The 14,825-nt window shown below is 70.9% G+C and carries 11 protein-coding genes; 4 read left to right on the top strand and 7 right to left on the bottom strand.

Annotated features, from left to right (window positions below; translation table 11 throughout):
* Positions 1 to 91: 91 nt before the first annotated feature.
* Positions 92 to 1,588 carry a rhamnulokinase family protein gene (locus ACFYPN_RS28055; protein WP_389302005.1) on the top strand — a complete coding sequence of 499 codons (1,497 nt, stop codon included), beginning with the start codon at positions 92 to 94 and terminating at the stop codon, positions 1,586 to 1,588.
* Between the two features lie 52 nt (positions 1,589 to 1,640).
* On the opposite strand, the gene ACFYPN_RS28050 is transcribed toward ACFYPN_RS28055, so the two are convergent.
* The 7 genes from ACFYPN_RS28050 to ACFYPN_RS28020 all read right to left on the bottom strand — a co-directional run bounded on the left by ACFYPN_RS28050 (position 1,641) and on the right by ACFYPN_RS28020 (position 8,652).
* Positions 1,641 to 2,069 carry a hypothetical protein gene (locus ACFYPN_RS28050; RefSeq protein ID WP_389302002.1) on the bottom strand — a complete coding sequence of 143 codons (429 nt, stop codon included), beginning with the start codon at positions 2,067 to 2,069 and terminating at the stop codon, positions 1,641 to 1,643.
* A 264-nt stretch (positions 2,070 to 2,333) separates the two neighbouring features.
* Positions 2,334 to 4,001, bottom strand: a complete 1,668-nt coding sequence (locus ACFYPN_RS28045; RefSeq protein WP_358760550.1) for a fused response regulator/phosphatase — start codon at positions 3,999 to 4,001, stop codon at positions 2,334 to 2,336.
* Positions 3,998 to 5,812 (bottom strand): ATP-binding protein, encoded by a 1,815-nt coding sequence (locus ACFYPN_RS28040; RefSeq protein ID WP_358760551.1) that lies wholly within the window; start codon positions 5,810 to 5,812, stop codon positions 3,998 to 4,000. The genes ACFYPN_RS28045 and ACFYPN_RS28040 overlap by 4 nt, the downstream gene beginning before the upstream one ends.
* Positions 5,809 to 7,023, bottom strand: a complete 1,215-nt coding sequence (locus ACFYPN_RS28035) for an ATP-binding SpoIIE family protein phosphatase (RefSeq protein ID WP_358760552.1) — start codon at positions 7,021 to 7,023, stop codon at positions 5,809 to 5,811. Before ACFYPN_RS28035 ends, ACFYPN_RS28040 begins: the two co-directional genes overlap by 4 nt.
* Positions 7,011 to 7,436, bottom strand: coding sequence for an ATP-binding protein (locus ACFYPN_RS28030; protein WP_358760553.1), 426 nt, complete (start codon positions 7,434 to 7,436; stop codon positions 7,011 to 7,013). Before ACFYPN_RS28030 ends, ACFYPN_RS28035 begins: the two co-directional genes overlap by 13 nt.
* The gene (locus ACFYPN_RS28025) at positions 7,433 to 7,810 is read right to left on the bottom strand and encodes an STAS domain-containing protein (RefSeq protein WP_358760554.1); all 378 of its coding nucleotides are present in this window, start codon (positions 7,808 to 7,810) and stop codon (positions 7,433 to 7,435) included. Before ACFYPN_RS28025 ends, ACFYPN_RS28030 begins: the two co-directional genes overlap by 4 nt.
* A complete protein-coding gene (locus ACFYPN_RS28020) occupies positions 7,807 to 8,652 on the bottom strand; it encodes an STAS domain-containing protein (protein ID WP_358760604.1) in 846 nt (281 codons plus the stop codon). Before ACFYPN_RS28020 ends, ACFYPN_RS28025 begins: the two co-directional genes overlap by 4 nt.
* A gap of 831 nt (positions 8,653 to 9,483) precedes the next feature.
* On the opposite strand from ACFYPN_RS28020, the gene ACFYPN_RS28015 reads away from it, so the two are divergent.
* From ACFYPN_RS28015 to ACFYPN_RS28005, 3 genes are all read left to right on the top strand, one after another.
* On the top strand, positions 9,484 to 9,681 hold the full coding sequence (locus ACFYPN_RS28015) for a DUF4236 domain-containing protein (RefSeq protein WP_358760555.1): 198 nt from the start codon (positions 9,484 to 9,486) through the stop codon (positions 9,679 to 9,681).
* 245 nt (positions 9,682 to 9,926) lie between these two features.
* Positions 9,927 to 10,403 (top strand): NUDIX domain-containing protein, encoded by a 477-nt coding sequence (locus ACFYPN_RS28010; protein WP_358760556.1) that lies wholly within the window; start codon positions 9,927 to 9,929, stop codon positions 10,401 to 10,403.
* 455 nt (positions 10,404 to 10,858) lie between these two features.
* Positions 10,859 to 14,704, top strand: a complete 3,846-nt coding sequence (locus ACFYPN_RS28005; RefSeq protein ID WP_358760557.1) for a GH92 family glycosyl hydrolase — start codon at positions 10,859 to 10,861, stop codon at positions 14,702 to 14,704.
* Positions 14,705 to 14,825 lie beyond the last annotated feature (121 nt).

Below are 14,825 nucleotides of genomic sequence, written 5' to 3'. Positions count from 1 at the left end.
CCGGCGGACCGGGCCGGGCACCCCCGACCACCGCCGGCTTCCTTCCCCTGACCCGTTCCCCGATCGGCCGTTCGCCGCGGAGGTAATTCCCGTGACCACCACTCCACCCTCCTCGGCCTTCCGCTCCGTGTTCGCCGCGGTCGATCTCGGCGCCACCAGCGGCCGCGTGATCCTCGGCCGGGTCGGCCCGGACAACCTCGATCTCACCGAGGTGCACCGATTCCCCAACACCCCCGTGACGCTGCCCGACGGGCTGCGCTGGGATGTACTCGCCCTCTTCCAGGGGGTACTCGACGGGCTGCGCGAGGCGGCCAGGGCCGGCGGCGTCAGCTCCGTCGGCGTGGACACCTGGGCCGTGGACTACGGGCTCCTCGACGCGGACGGCGCGCTCCTCGGTGCACCCCACCACTACCGGGACACCCGGACCGACGGCGTCGCCGAACGGGTGTGGGACACGGTCTCCCCCGAGGCCCTGTACCGGATCACCGGCCTGCAGCACCTGCCGTTCAACACCGTCTTCCAGCTCGCCTCCGCCGCCGGCAGCGCCCAGTCGGCGGCAGCACGCACCCTGCTCCTCGTCCCCGACCTGCTCGTCCACTGGCTGACCGGTACCGTCGGGGCGGAGGAGACCAACGCCTCCACCACGGGACTCTTCGACGCCCGCACCGGCGGCTGGTCCAAGGAGATCCTCGAACCGCTCGGGATCGACCCCGCCCTGCTGCCGCCGCTGCGGGCCCCGGGCGACCCGGCCGGCACGCTGTTGCCGCACGTCGCCGCGTACACCGGTCTGGACCCCCGTACCCCGGTGACCACGGTCGCGTCGCACGACACCGCTTCCGCCGTCGTCGCCGTCCCGGCCACCGAGCCGGATTTCGCCTACATCTCCTGCGGCACCTGGTCCCTGGCGGGCCTCGAACTGGACGCCCCGGTCCTGACGGAGGCGTCCAGGGCCGCCAACTTCACCAACGAGCGCGGCATCGACGGCACCATCCGCTACCTGCGGAACATCATGGGCATGTGGCTGTTCGAGGAGTGCCGGCGCACCTGGGACCAGCACGGACTGCCGACCCGCATCCCGACGCTGCTCGCCGACGCCGCCCGCGCCACCCCGTTCTTCGCGCTCATCGACCCGGACGCCCCGGAGTTCATGGCTCCCGGCGACATGCCCGGCCGCATCGAGGAGTACTGCCGCCGCACCGGCCAGCCGGTCCCCGGCGACCAGGGCGCACTGGTCCGCTGCGTCCTGGAGAGTCTCGCCCTGGCCCACCGGCGCACCCTGCGACAGGCGGCCGGACTCGCCGGCCGTGACATCTCCCGCGTCCACCTCGTCGGCGGAGGCTCGCGCAACGACCTGCTCTGCCAACTCACCGCCGATGCAACGGGGTTGCCCGTCGTCGCCGGACCCACCGAGGCCACGGCGCTCGGCAACATCCTCGTCCAGGCCAGGGCCGCCGGCCTCGTGGGAGACCTGGCGGCGATGCGCCGTCTCGTCGCCGCCACCCAGCACCTTCGGCACTACCGCCCCCGTGGCGACGCGGCCGCCTGGGACGCGGCCGCCGCCCGGCTGGACGGCTACCTGGTCGGGTGAGGGCCGTCCGCCGGCCGGGAGTGGAACGGTGGAGCGTAGAGAGGGCCGTGCCCTACGGAAGGGGCAGACCCTTCGGGTCGGTGAGGCCGGCCGGCTCGGCTCGGACCGCGGCGGTCCAGGCCGTGGGGTCACAGCCCTCTCCGTTGGGATGCTGTTCCTCCAGGGTCACCACGGTCGCGTCCGTGACGATCTCCTTGCCGTCGATGGAATCGACGCTGAGCCGGAGCCTGACGTGGTCGGGGCCGTCCGTGTCGGGGAGCGGTATGTCCAGCCCGGCCACGGGGTCGCCCGGGTCGCCGGATTTCCTTTCCTCGCAGACCTCGTTCGCGCAGAAGCGCAGGGTCGCCGCGTCCACCGCACCGAAGTCCGAGGGGCGCCAGACCAGCGAGACCTGGGAGTCCATGCCGATGAGGGTGCAGGCTCCCTCGCCGGTCCCGGAGCAGCCGGTCAGAACCGATGCCCCCAGCAGAGCGGGCAGCACGAGTCGTCCTGGGGACCGGTCCGGCCGACGAAAAGGCCGATGAACAGCTCTCAAGGATCCCCCCGGAAACGAACCGTCTGTGGAGAGAGCGTAACCCCGTTGGCACCCGCGCTCGTTCGACCGCGCTCAGGGCCTGTATGGGGTTGGCTCGCGGCGTGGCGGGCTGGGCACGCGCGCTCCGGCGCCTTGCGGCCGTACGCACCCAGCCCCGCTCCTTCTTCCGCCCACCAACCCCATACGGGCCCCGGAACAGGCCGGGTCCGCTCAGCGGATCCGGGCCGCCAGAAGCGCGATGTCGTCGGTCTTCCCCTTGCCGAAGGTCTCCAGCAGGGTGTCGCAGAGCTCTTCCAGCTCCGGTGAGGCACTGGCGAGGGTGCGGTCCAGGGCGGCCATGCTGTCGTCCAGGTCCTCGCCCGGTACCTCGATCAGACCGTCCGTCAGCAGCAGGAGCGTGGAACCGGCTTCGACCGCATGCGGTACGGCGGGCGCGTGCGGAAGGCTGAGGCCCAGCAGCGGGCCGTGCTCGGTGAGGTAGCGGGTGGATCCGTCGGGTTGCCGCAACAGCGGCGGAATGTGACCCGCGTTGGCGACGTGCACCCGCCGGCCGCCCGGTTCCACCAGCACCAGGCAGACGGTCACGGTGATGGACGGTCGCAGCCTGACCAGCAGGGCGTCCAGCCGGCTGAGCAGGGTCTGCGGGTCGTGTCCCTCGATGGCGTACGCGCGCAGCGCGTGGCGTACCTCTCCCATGATCATGGCGGCCTTCAGGGAGTGCCCGGCGACATCGCCGATGGCCAGCAGCAGCCCGGCCGGGGTCTCGATGGCCTCGTAGAAGTCGCCACCGATCTCCGCATGGTCGGCGGCGGGTTCGTAGCGTACGGCCATGTCGACGCCGGGAACGGCGGGCAGGCGGTCCGGCAGGAACGTGCGTTGCAGGGCCAGCACGAGCGCGTGTTCCTCGCTGTGGCTGCGCAGGGCCTCCAGGGCCAGCGCGCAGGCCTGGGCCAGCTGGGACAGCAGCTCACGGTCGTCGGTGCCCACGAGGGTCGCGGCGTCGACCGCGAGCGCGACCGGTGGCCGGCCGCGCTTGGTGCGGGCGAGGACCAGCGCGACCCGCTCCGGGAAGACATCGGCGCGGCTGTCTCCGTCCCGGCAGGTCAGTGCCTTCCAGTCGGCGCCGTCGAGGACGGCGATCTCCGTCCCGGTACCGTCGCCGAGGGCCTTGCCGGACAGGAGGTCGAGCAGCCGGGGGTCGCCGTGGGCGAGGGTGACGGGCGGTTCCTCGGCCCGGCGGGTGTGGGCGGCCCGCTCCGACTCCCGCGCACGGGCGGTCGCGAGGAAGACGGTCCGGCCGTCGGGGCTGAGGGCGACCGCCACGGTGGGCGAGTACATCAGCGTCGCGGCACCGGCCGCCGCCGCGTCGGTGAACGCCTCCCCGTCACGGGCCGCGTAGACGGCGAGGGTGCTGCTGTTCAACGCGGCGACCCGGGTCGCGAGCCGCTCGGCCCGCCGGCGAGCCCGGGCGTACCTGAGGGCGGCGGTGACCGTCGCGAGTAGTTCGTCGGGGGCGATGGGTTCGGTGAGGTACGCGTCGGCGCCCCGGTGGAGTCCCTGGGTGCGGTCGCTCACCTCGATCGCCGTGGCGGAGACGTGGATGACGGGCAGGTGGGCGGTGCGCGGGTCCGCCTTGATCTGCTCGCACACCTCGAAGCCGCTCATGTCGGGCAGCTTCACGTCGACGATGGCGAGTTCCGGGAGCAGGGCGTCGGGGGACTTCGCGAGGAGTGCGAGTCCTTCGGTGCCGTCGGCGGCCTCCACGACGGTGTGCCCGGCCCGGCGCAGCCAACTGCCCACGATGTAGCGGTTGGTGTCGTTGTCGTCGAGCACCATGACCGTGGCGACGGCGCCGTCCGCGTGGGACTGGGGACTCATGCGGTGCCGCTTTCTCCGGCTGCGCGGAGGGCTTCCTCCGGGGCGGGGGCCGGCCCGGGGACGACGTCCCCGAAGGCCGCGGCCAGCCGCGCGAAGGTCAGCGCGGACTTGTCGAGGACCGCCCGCGCGTGGCTCAGCCGCCCGTGGTCGAGGGTGTCGTCGACCGCCGAGGTGATGACGACCACCGGGGTGCCGGCGAGCCGGGGGTCACCAGCGAGCTCGGTCAGCACGTCGTAGCCGTCCATGTCGGGCATGTGCAGATCGAGGAGGACCGCGTCGGGTTGGTTCCGGCGGACCGCTTCGACGGCCCGGCCGCCTTCTCCCACCTCGACGACGCGATCGGCCAGCCGGGCGAGTACGGGACGGACGGTGGAGCGGAAGACCTCGTCGTCGTCGATGGTGACGAGGAGCGCGATCTGCGCGGGCAGGTGCTCCCCGTCGCTGTCCGGGCCCTCTCCCGGCCGGGTGGCGGGCAGGGTCACGACGACCTCGGTGCCCCGGCCCGGGGCGCTGGTCAGGACGAGGGTTCCGCCGAGCAGTTCGGTGAGGCGACGCGCGTAGGGGAGGCCGAGGCCGGTCCCGGAACGCCCGCGCTGGTGCGAGCCGCGCACCTGGTAGAACTCCTCGAAGACCTGGTGCTGTTCTTCCGCCGGGATGCCGATGCCGGTGTCCGACACCGTGAAGACCACGTACGTGCCGCCCTCGCCGTGTTCGGCCGCCACGTCGAGCCGGACGGTTCCGTCCTCGGTGAACTTCAGGGCGTTGGAGAGCAGGTTGCGCAGGATGCGCGTGACCATCACCTCGTCACTGACGAGGGTGAGGGCCGGGTCGGGATCGGCCACCGAGAGCGTGACGCCTCCCCGCGTCTCGTACCCCCGCAGGGTGCCGCGCAGTTGGCCGAGGGTGGCCCGCAGGTCGACGGCCTCCCAGTGCGGCTCCAGACGTCCGGACTCGGCCTTGGCGACGTCGAGGAGTTCGTCGACGAGGGCGAGCAGGGTGGCGCCGGACGCCGAGATCATCGAGACGCGACGGCGCTGTTCCTCGTCGAGACGGTCCCCGTCGATGTCGAGGAGCAGGCGAGCCAGGCCCACCACGGAGTTCACCGGGGTGCGCAGTTCGTGGCTGACGTTCGCCCAGAACCGGGTCTTCGCCTCGCTCGCCTCGTGCAGCTGGCTCGACTTCTCCTCGAGCTCGCCGTAGAGGGCGACCACCCCGCGGTTGGTCTCCTCCAGCTCTTCCGACAGTTCGGAGTAGAGCGCCACCACTCCCCGGTTGGTCTCCTCCAGTTCCTCGTTGAGGCGGCGCAGTTCCTCGCGCTGGGCCCGGGACTCCTCCAGCGCGGCGATCAGGTCGCTGGTCTGCGCGCGGGCGTCCTCCACCCCGGTCGATCCCCGGTGCGCGGCGAGGATGTCCTGGGCCCGCCGGAGGCGGTCGGGGGTGGTGGCGTCGAGCGAGAGCTGCTGCTCGATCGTCACGGACCCGGCAGCCGGGTCGAACAGGGTCGGTACAAGCCGGGAGGCCGCTCCGACCGACTCCTTCCCCGGTCCGGGGCCGTCCCGCCAGAAGACGACGACGCGCAGCAGGGGTGAGACCCCCGGCACCGTGCCGAAGGTGACCCGGAGCCCGGACGATCCCAGGAGGTCCCGGCCCAGTTCGCTGAGGGCGGTCGCCAGGCGTATCTGGTCCTGCCGTTCGACTCCGAGGGCCTCGGCGGCGGCCTTTCCGCTGCGTCTGAGCATGAAGATGTCCTGCTCGGTGGCGAGGGCGACGGTCGCCAGGAGGACGGCTCCGTCGGCCGTCGGGATCGTCACCAGGCCCCCTTCGCCACCACGACCCCGGCGTCGTCGCGGCGCACGCCGGCTTCGCGCAGCAGTTGCGCCGCGGCGACCAGGGGGGAGTGCGCCAGCAGCCCGGGCAGGGCGGCGGGCTGCCAGCGCTCGGTGAGTCCGTCGGAGTGCATGACCACGCCGCTGCCCCGCGGGAGTTCCTGCCGGATCGTCCGCAGGGTCGGAAGGTGGTGGCCGACGATCCCGGGTGCGGACGGCAGGGAGCGCCGGCCGGCCGTCGCGGGATCGACGACGAAGGTGCTGACGTTTCCCACCCCGCAGAACGACACGGCGCGCGCGCCGGGTTCGATGCGTACGACGGCCACGGCGCCCCCGCGTCCGCCGCGCAGCGCCGTGTGGAGCTCGCTGATGACCCCTTCGGGGGACTGGGCCCTGCCGTCCCGGAACGCCTGGACGGCGGCGTCCGCCGCCCGGCCTGCCAGCGGTCCGTGGCCGAGACCGTCGCAGAACATGACCAGCAGCGCGGAGGCGTCCACGTCACCGTCCCCGACCCGGTCCTCGGGGCGCTCCGCCGCTCTTGCGGTCGGGGCGGCGTCGGTGCGCTGCCTGCCGAAGCCGGTCAGCGCGGACCATCCCAGCGGGTCGGGTTCCTGCCGCCCGGGGGAACGGCGTGCGGTGTACGGCTCCGGAGCGCGGGGGACGACGGGCCGGGCGGCCCAGATGTCCCCGCACACCTCTTCGCCGGTGATCGGCCGGGTGAGCCCCGCGACCAGCGGTTCTCCCGCGGCGGCGGCGCGCCCGGCCGCCTCCTTGGTCCAGAAGCGGGCGGCCAGCACGGTCCCCCGCCCCGGTACGGAGTGGATGTCGACCGAGTCGGCGAGCCGGGTGATCGCCCCCAGGCCGATGCCGAGCGTGCCGGCCGAGGAGACGCCGTCCGTGAGCGAGTGGGTCACGTCGGCCATGCCGGGGCCCGCGTCGATGGTGACGCATTCGACACCCGCGTCGGCCGGGGTGCGGACCGCGCGCAGCAACAGGCTTCCGTCGACGGCGTGCCGGGCCAGGTTGGTACCCGCCTCGCTCACCGCCAGTGCGACCTCGGCGCAGCGCTGTTCGTCGAAGCCGAGGCGCCGCGCCAGCGCGGACGCGGCTCCCCGGGCGGCGGCGGGGAGGGACTGGCTGTCGCGGAACCAGGCGATGTCCTGCGCGTCCAGCATTTGGGGGGTCAGCGGGCCCATTTGGTCACCGCGATCTGGGTGCCGCGGCCGACTTCGGTGTCCAGGGTGAAGTCGTCCACCAGTCGGCGCGCTCCGCTGAGTCCGAGGCCGAGGCCGCCCCCGGACGTCCATCCGTCGGTCAGCGCCAGGTCCAGGTCGGGGATGCCAGGACCGTTGTCCTCGAAGACGGCGGTCACTCCGAGACGGCGGTCCCGGCGGACCAGACCGGTGCGCATGACACCGCCGCCGCCGTAGACGAGGGTGTTGCGGGCGAGTTCACTCGCCGCGGTGACGAGCTTCGTCTGGTCGACCAGGGAGAGCTTGCACCGTTGCGCGAGAGTGCGCACCAGTTGGCGGGCCCGGACCACGTCGTCGTTCGAAGCGATCGCGACCGTCTCGTGGTCGCCTTCGGCGACGGGCGGCAGCCCGCTCACGGCCGTGCCGGACGGCGGCTGTCCGGCCGGGCCAGGATCTCGAGCCCTTTTTCGAGGGACAGGGCGGTGCGTACGCCCCCGAGCGACAGACCCAGCTCGACCAGGGTGATGGCGACGGCGGGCCGCATGCCCACCACGACGGTCTCGGCGTCGAGCATCCGCGAGATGGCCGCCGTGGTGGCCAGCATCCGGCCCACGAAGGAGTCGACGATCTCCACCGCGGTGATGTCGATGACGACCCCGCGCGCTCCTGTGGCGACGATCCGGGCGGCGAGGTCGTCCTGCAGATCGAGGACGGTCTGGTCCTCCAGATCCACCTGGATGGACACCAGGAGGACCTCGCCGATCTTCAGGACCGGTACGCGCTCGCTCACGCCCGGCCGCCCGTCGACGCCAGGTCGGAGCCTGCGCGGCGCAGCGCGTGCTTGAGCGCGTCCGCGAGGGTCGCCTTCGTGACGATGTCGCCGAACTGGATGCCGAGCGCCACGATGGTCTGGGCGATCTGCGGACGGATGCCGGAGATGGTGCACTCGGCGCCCATGAGCCGGGCCGCCACCACGGTCTTGAGCAGGTGCTGGGCCACCTCTGTGTCCACCGCCGGGACACCGGTGATGTCGATGATGGCCTGCTCGGAGCCGGTGTCCACGAGCGTCTGCAGCAGCTTCTCCATCACGACCTGGGTGCGGGCCGAGTCGAGTGTGCCCACGAGGGGCACGGCGACCACGCCGTCCCACAGCTTCACGACCGGGGTGGAGAGCTCCATCAGCTGCTCGGACTGGGCGCTGATGATCTCCTCGCGCGCCTTGGCGAAGACCTCGATCGTGTACAGGCCGAAGGCATCCAGGAGCTTGCTGAACGCGAGGTACGCGTGGATGTCGGCGGACGGTGTGTCCACGGTCGGGGAGAGCAGTTCCTTGCAGGCGAAAACGCTGGTCGCCGTCTCCGTCGGGGTGAAACCCTGGCGCGCGCGGTTGCGTGACAGCTCGCCCAGGAGCGCACGTACCTCGGCGAAATCGTCGGCGTTCGCGTCCAGGCCGGCTCCGCGCAGCCCTTCCACCAGCGCCGTGTACAGCTCGCGCAGTTCACGGTCGAGTTCCGCCAGAGAAACGCGCCCCCGCAGCGTGCGCGAGACCCCTTCCACCCAGGCGGCCTCCAGCGTCTCCCGCTGCTCGGTGAGAAGTGCTACGACTCTCGCCGATATGTCTTGTTCCGCCACCACGGCGATCCCTCCAGTTGCTACCCGTGCGTACGGGTAGTTCTTCGCAGCGTAAGCCATCGTTTCGCCGCTTCGAGCGCTCGGCGACCGACGACGAACACCACAGGGTTCGCCCCGCGCGGGCGCGGCGGGGAGGGCCGGTAGCCCTCCTCCACCTCGGCCCGCGCACCGTCGAATCATGCCAGGGGCACGTGCCGGGGACACGGGATCGCACCTCTCGCAGATCGCCGTGCCGCCAGGCCGATCTTCTTCCGCGGCGAGGGCAGATCGCCCCGCCGCAGAGCTCGCCTGCCCCGCATTGCCACCCCTAATCCCCCGCAATCGGCCGACTTTCTTCACATAGTGGCGGGAACGGCCGATTCAAGGCCGTCGGCTCCACCCTCTCCGCCCGCCGCCCCGCCCCGCGCATCCCCGTGCGCCGCTCACGGTCATCCCCCCACCCCCGTACCCGAACGGCTGCGCGCCCGGGTCGCCCTCGCTTGCCTCCTGGACGCCCCGTGCGACGACAGGGCACCCGGGCCCGCCTGCAATGGAATCCGGACAGGCCGTACGGGAGAGTGCCGGAGGCGCGACTTCGTGACGCCGACGGGGTGCGAGGAGTCGCCGCCGGACCCGACCGCCACCAGCCTGACCTCAGATCCACGCCGCGTCGTCTTCCGCCGCCCGGCCCGGGTCCCACTTCGGTCCCCCGCTCCCGACCTCACCGGAGCCGGTAGCGCGACCCGAAGTCAATCCACAACGTGCGCCGTACAGGTGACGGAGCGTCAAATTTTGACCAGGCATACATCCAACGGATCGGGTCATCCGGACTCCTGACAGAAGGAGGCACCGATGCCGCTCACTTTTCGGAAGAGTTTCCAGATCCTGCCCGGCGTGCGACTCAACATCAATCGCCACTCCTGGTCCGTCACCACTGGTGGCAAGAACGGCCCGAAGCGCACCAGGAGCAGCACCGGACGCCGCACCACCTCGATGAACCTGCCCGGCCCCTTCGGCTGGCGCAAGACCCGGCAGACGCGCAGGGGTTGACCGGCGCGAAGGGCTGCGGCCGCCCTCCGGGGACTCATACGGGTCGGAGAGGTTCACGGCCAACATGCCTGTTCACGCACGGAAACGGGGATCCGCCATGCCGGGTCCCCGTTTTCGCACCTGCACATACGGATTTCTTCCTCCGCCCACGCCGGGTCGAGGTGCGGGTGAGACGTGCGGGTGAGACGTCTGCCGAGGCGGCTCAGGTCTTGATCGACATGTCGAGCCCCGGATAGCGTCGAGGTGTGGAAAGTACGCACCGGCGTGCCGCCCGGGTCATCTGCCTGGACGCTGCCCATCGCCTACTACTTCTGCGCTGGCGTGATCCGGTCGACCGGACGTGGCTCTGGGAGCCGCCCGGTGGCGGCATCGAGCCGGACGAGACTCCGCTGAGAGCGGCACGACGAGAGCTGGCCGAAGAAACCGGACTCGACCCTGCCGCGGTCCTCGACCGGTCGGTGCCCGTCGACCGCGACGTGCGGTGGAAGGGCAAACGGCACGTCGGGGTCGAACTCTTCTTCCTCGCGCTGTTCACCGAGGAACGACCACCGCTCGTGCGGACCGGTCTGCTCCCCGACGAGCAGACCGACCTGGATACGCACGCCTGGATCGCGTGGTCGGACCTGGGTTCGCTGGCCGACCCGGTCGAACCGCCGCAACTACTCGCCGTACTGCGCGCCTTGGCGCCCGACGGACCGTGGTGCGGTCGTGATCGCGCATGAGGTGCGGTCACCGTCTCCGCCTTGCAGCCGTGCACAGCCTGCCGCCCGACACGACGGATTTCGCACTTCGCTGACGCAACGAAGCGCAACGCAGGCGGCAATGTGCGTACATGGACGGCGCGACCCATCGCGGCCCCCACCGTTCGACTGCGGAGGGGACGCGGTTGAGCCGGCCCCGGACCACGTCCGACGCCGCTGCGCGAGGGGTCCGCGCGGCCTCACGACCGGCAGCCGGATCAGGCCGCATCACACTGCATCACGTCGGACCGCGGCGGTCGACGCGCTGCGGCGGTACGCACTCCGGATAGCCCTCCCAGTTGTCCCGAATGCCACCGATTCGCCACGCGACTCTCCTGTAACACCCTTGACACAGAACCCTCGCTGCCTCCCTACTGGTCTCCGCATCCCAGTTTGACAACGTTGTCCAAACATCGTCCGGGGAGGAACGGCTCGGTATGCAGCCACCACTTGATCTTCGTTTCCACGCGGGTCCGCGTCGGAGACACAGCGTCGCCGCCCTCGCCGCGGCGCTCGTACTGGTCGGAGCGAGCCCCTCACTCGCCGCCGTACCGCAGAACGGCTCCGGGCGGCCGTCGGCCGCCCAGGCGTTCAGCTCGTCCTTCGAGGCCGGCCAGAAGCAGCCCGACTGGCGCAGCACCGTGGAGACCGGCCCGGACGGCGAGGACCTCTCGCAGGGTGTCGACGGCGGGTTCGCCGGCGGCATCCCGGGCAACGTCACCGACCGGGTGACGGACCTCCGCGCCAGCGACGAGAACACCGGCGGCGGCGAGGTCAAGGAGAACCTGGTCGACGTCTCCTCCGCCACCAAGTGGCTGGGCTTCAAGCCCACCGGCTGGGTCGAGTTCGACCTCAACGAGTCCACGAAGGTGACGACGTACGCGCTGACGTCCGCCAACGACCACGACGAGCGCGACCCCGAGGACTGGGTCCTCAAGGGATCGGCCGACGGCCAGACGTGGACGACGCTGGACACCCGTACCGGTCAGACCTTCGACGAGCGCTTCCAGACCCGCTCGTTCGACATCGCCGAGCCGGCCGCGTACCAGCACTTCCGCCTGGAGTTCACCAAGAACCACGGCGCATCGGACGCGATCCAGCTCGCCGACGTCCAGTTCTCGGACGGCGACACCTCCGCCCCGGTGCCCGACGAGATGCGCACCGTTGTCGACAAGGGTCCGTCCGGGTCGCCGACGGCGAAGTCCGGTGCGGGCTTCACCGGCACCAAGGCGCTGCGTTACGCGGGTACCCACCAGGACAAGGGCCGCGCGTACTCGTACAACAAGGTCTTCGACGTCAACACGCCGGTGACCCGTACGACCCAACTGTCGTACCTGGTCTACCCGCAGATGACGAAGACGGACCTGGCCTACCCGGCCACGCACGTCGCGGTGGACCTCGCGTTCACCGACGGCACCTACCTGAGCAAGCTCGGCGCCACCGACACCAACGGTGGCGCGCTCACCCCGCAGGGCCAGGCGGACGCCAAGCGGCTCTACGTCAACCAGTGGAACAAGGTCGCCTCGGACATCGGTACGGTCGCCGCGGGCAAGACCGTCGACCGGATTCTGGTGGCGTACGACTCCTCGGCCGGCCCCTCGCAGTTCCAGGGCTGGCTGGACGACATAGCGATCGCCCCGAAGGCTCCCGCGAAGCCCAAGGCGCACCTGTCGGACTACGCGCTGACGACCCGCGGCACGAACTCCAGCGGCGGCTTCTCGCGCGGCAACAACATTCCGGCGACCGCTGTTCCGGAGGGCTTCAACTTCTGGACCCCGGTCACCAACGCCGGTTCCACGGACTGGCTGTACGACTACGCGCGCGGCAACAACGCGGACAACCTGCCCACCCTCCAGGCGTTCAGCGCCAGCCACGAGCCGAGCCCGTGGATGGGCGACCGGCAGACGTTCCAGCTGATGCCGTCCGTCGCCTCCGGCACCCCGGACGCGTCGCGGTCCGCCCGTGCGCTGCCGTTCCGTCACGAGAACGAGACGGCGACGCCGCAGTACTACGGCGTGAAGTTCGAGAACGGCCTCAAGGCCGAGATGACGCCGACCGACCACGCGGCGCGCATGCGGTTCACCTACCCCGGTGCGGACACGAGCGTCGTGTTCGACAACGTCAACAACCTGGGCGGGCTCACGCTGGACCCGGCCACCAGCTCCTTCACCGGCTACTCCGACGTGAAGAGCGGCGGGTCCACGGGCGCCACCCGGCTGTTCGTGTACGGCGTCTTCGACTCCAAGGTCACCGCGAGCGGCAAGCTCACCGGTGGCGGCGGGGACAAGGTGACCGGGTACTTCCGGTTCGACGCGGGCAAGGACAAGCAGGTCGGGCTCCGTCTCGCCACCTCGCTGATCGGCGTCGACCAGGCGAAGAGCAACCTCGCCCAGGAGATCCCGGCGTCCACCTCCTTCGAGCAGGTGGAGAGGAGGGCCCGGCGCGCCTGGGACGACATCCTGGGCAAGGTGGAGGTCGAGGGTGCCACCGAGGACCAGCTGACCACGCTGTACTCCAGCATGTACCGGCTGTACCTGTACCCGAACTCCGGCTTCGAGCAGGTCAAGGGCGTGAGCACCTACGCCAGCCCGTTCGTCGCCAAGACCGGTACGGACACCGCGACCGACACCGGCGCCAAGCTCGTCGAGGGCAAGGTGTACGTCAACAACGGCTTCTGGGACACCTACCGCACCACGTGGCCCGCGTACTCCTTCCTGACGCCGAAGAAGGCCGGCGAGATGGTCGACGGGTTCGTGCAGCAGTACAAGGACGGCGGCTGGATCTCCCGCTGGTCGTCCCCCGGGTACTCGGACCTGATGACCGGCACCAGCTCGGACGTGGCGTTCGCGGACGCCTACGTCAAGGGCGTGGACTTCGACGCCGAAGCCGCGTACGAGGCGGCCCTCAAGAACGCCACCGTCGTCCCGCCGTCCTCGGGCGTCGGACGCAAGGGGATGGAGACCTCGGTCTTCACCGGCTACGCCAACACCTCGACGCACGAGGGACTTTCCTGGTCGCTGGAGGGCTACCTCAACGACTACGGCATCGGTCAGATGGGCAAGGCACTCTACGCGAAGACGAAGAACAAGCGCTACAAGGAGGAGTCCGACTACTTCCTCAACCGCGCGCAGAACTTCGTGAAGCTCTTCGACGGGGAGGCCGGCTTCTTCCAGGGCAAGAACGCCGACGGCAGCTGGCGCGTCCCGTCCGCGAGTTACGACCCGCGCGTCTGGGGTTACGACTACACGGAGACCGACGGCTGGGGCTACGCCTTCACCGCGGTGCAGGACACCCGGGGCCTCGCCAACCTGTACGGCGGCCGGGACGGCCTCGCCAAGAAGCTCGACACGTACTTCTCCACCCCGGAGACCGCCGGCCAGGAGTTCACCGGCTCGTACGGCGGTGTCATCCACGAGATGACCGAGGCGCGCGACGTCCGCATGGGCCAGTACGGCCACAGCAACCAGGTCGCGCACCACGTCACCTACATGTACGACGCCGCGGGTCAGCCGTCCAAGACGCAGGAGAAGGTCCGCGAGGTCCTGGGCCGTCTCTACGGGGGCAGCGAGATCGGCCAGGGTTACCACGGCGACGAGGACAACGGCGAGCAGTCGGCCTGGTTCCTCTTCTCCTCCCTCGGCTTCTACCCGCTGGTCATGGGCAGTGGTGAGTACGCGGTCGGTTCGCCGCTCTTCACCAAGGCCACCGTGCACCTGGAGAACGGCCGCACCCTCACGGTGAAGGCCCCGAAGAACAGCACGAAGAACATCTACGTCCAGGGCCTGAAGGTCAACGGCAAGAAGTGGACCTCCACGACTCTGCCGAACGACCTGCTCGCCAGGGGTGGCGTCCTCGACTTCGACATGGGGTCCAAGCCCTCCTCGTGGGGCACCGGCAAGAACGCCGCGCCGGTCTCCCTCACCAAGGACGACAAGGTGCCCACGCCGGAGCAGGACGTGCTGAAGGGTGACGGCGCGCTCTTCGACGACACCTCCGCCACGTCGGCCGAGGCCGCCACGGTCGAGCTGCCGGTCGCCAGGGCGACGAAGGCCGCGCAGTACACGCTGACGTCGGCGAAGAGCGGCGCGGCCCCGAAGGGCTGGGTGCTCCAGGGCTCCTCGGACGGCAAGACCTGGAAGGACCTCGACAAGCGGTCCGGCCAGACCTTCGCCCACACGCAGCAGACCCGGGTGTTCTCGGTGTCCCGACCGGGCGACTACCGGAGTTACCGACTGGTGCTCGACTCCACGGCGACCCTCGCCGAGATCGAGTTGCTCTCCTGAGCCGAGCGGGTCCGGGGGCGGCGGCCCCCTGACCCGCGTACTCGTCCCGCACCGGCGGCCGGCAACCCCTCCAAGGGTGCCGGCCGCCGGTCGCGCGTCCTGCTCCGGCCTTACCGGCGCG

Origin of the sequence: Streptomyces sp. NPDC005576, from assembly GCF_042871745.1 — a bacterium.
Taxonomy (GTDB): domain Bacteria; phylum Actinomycetota; class Actinomycetes; order Streptomycetales; family Streptomycetaceae; genus Streptomyces.
This window is presented reverse-complemented; position numbering and strand designations above follow the sequence as displayed.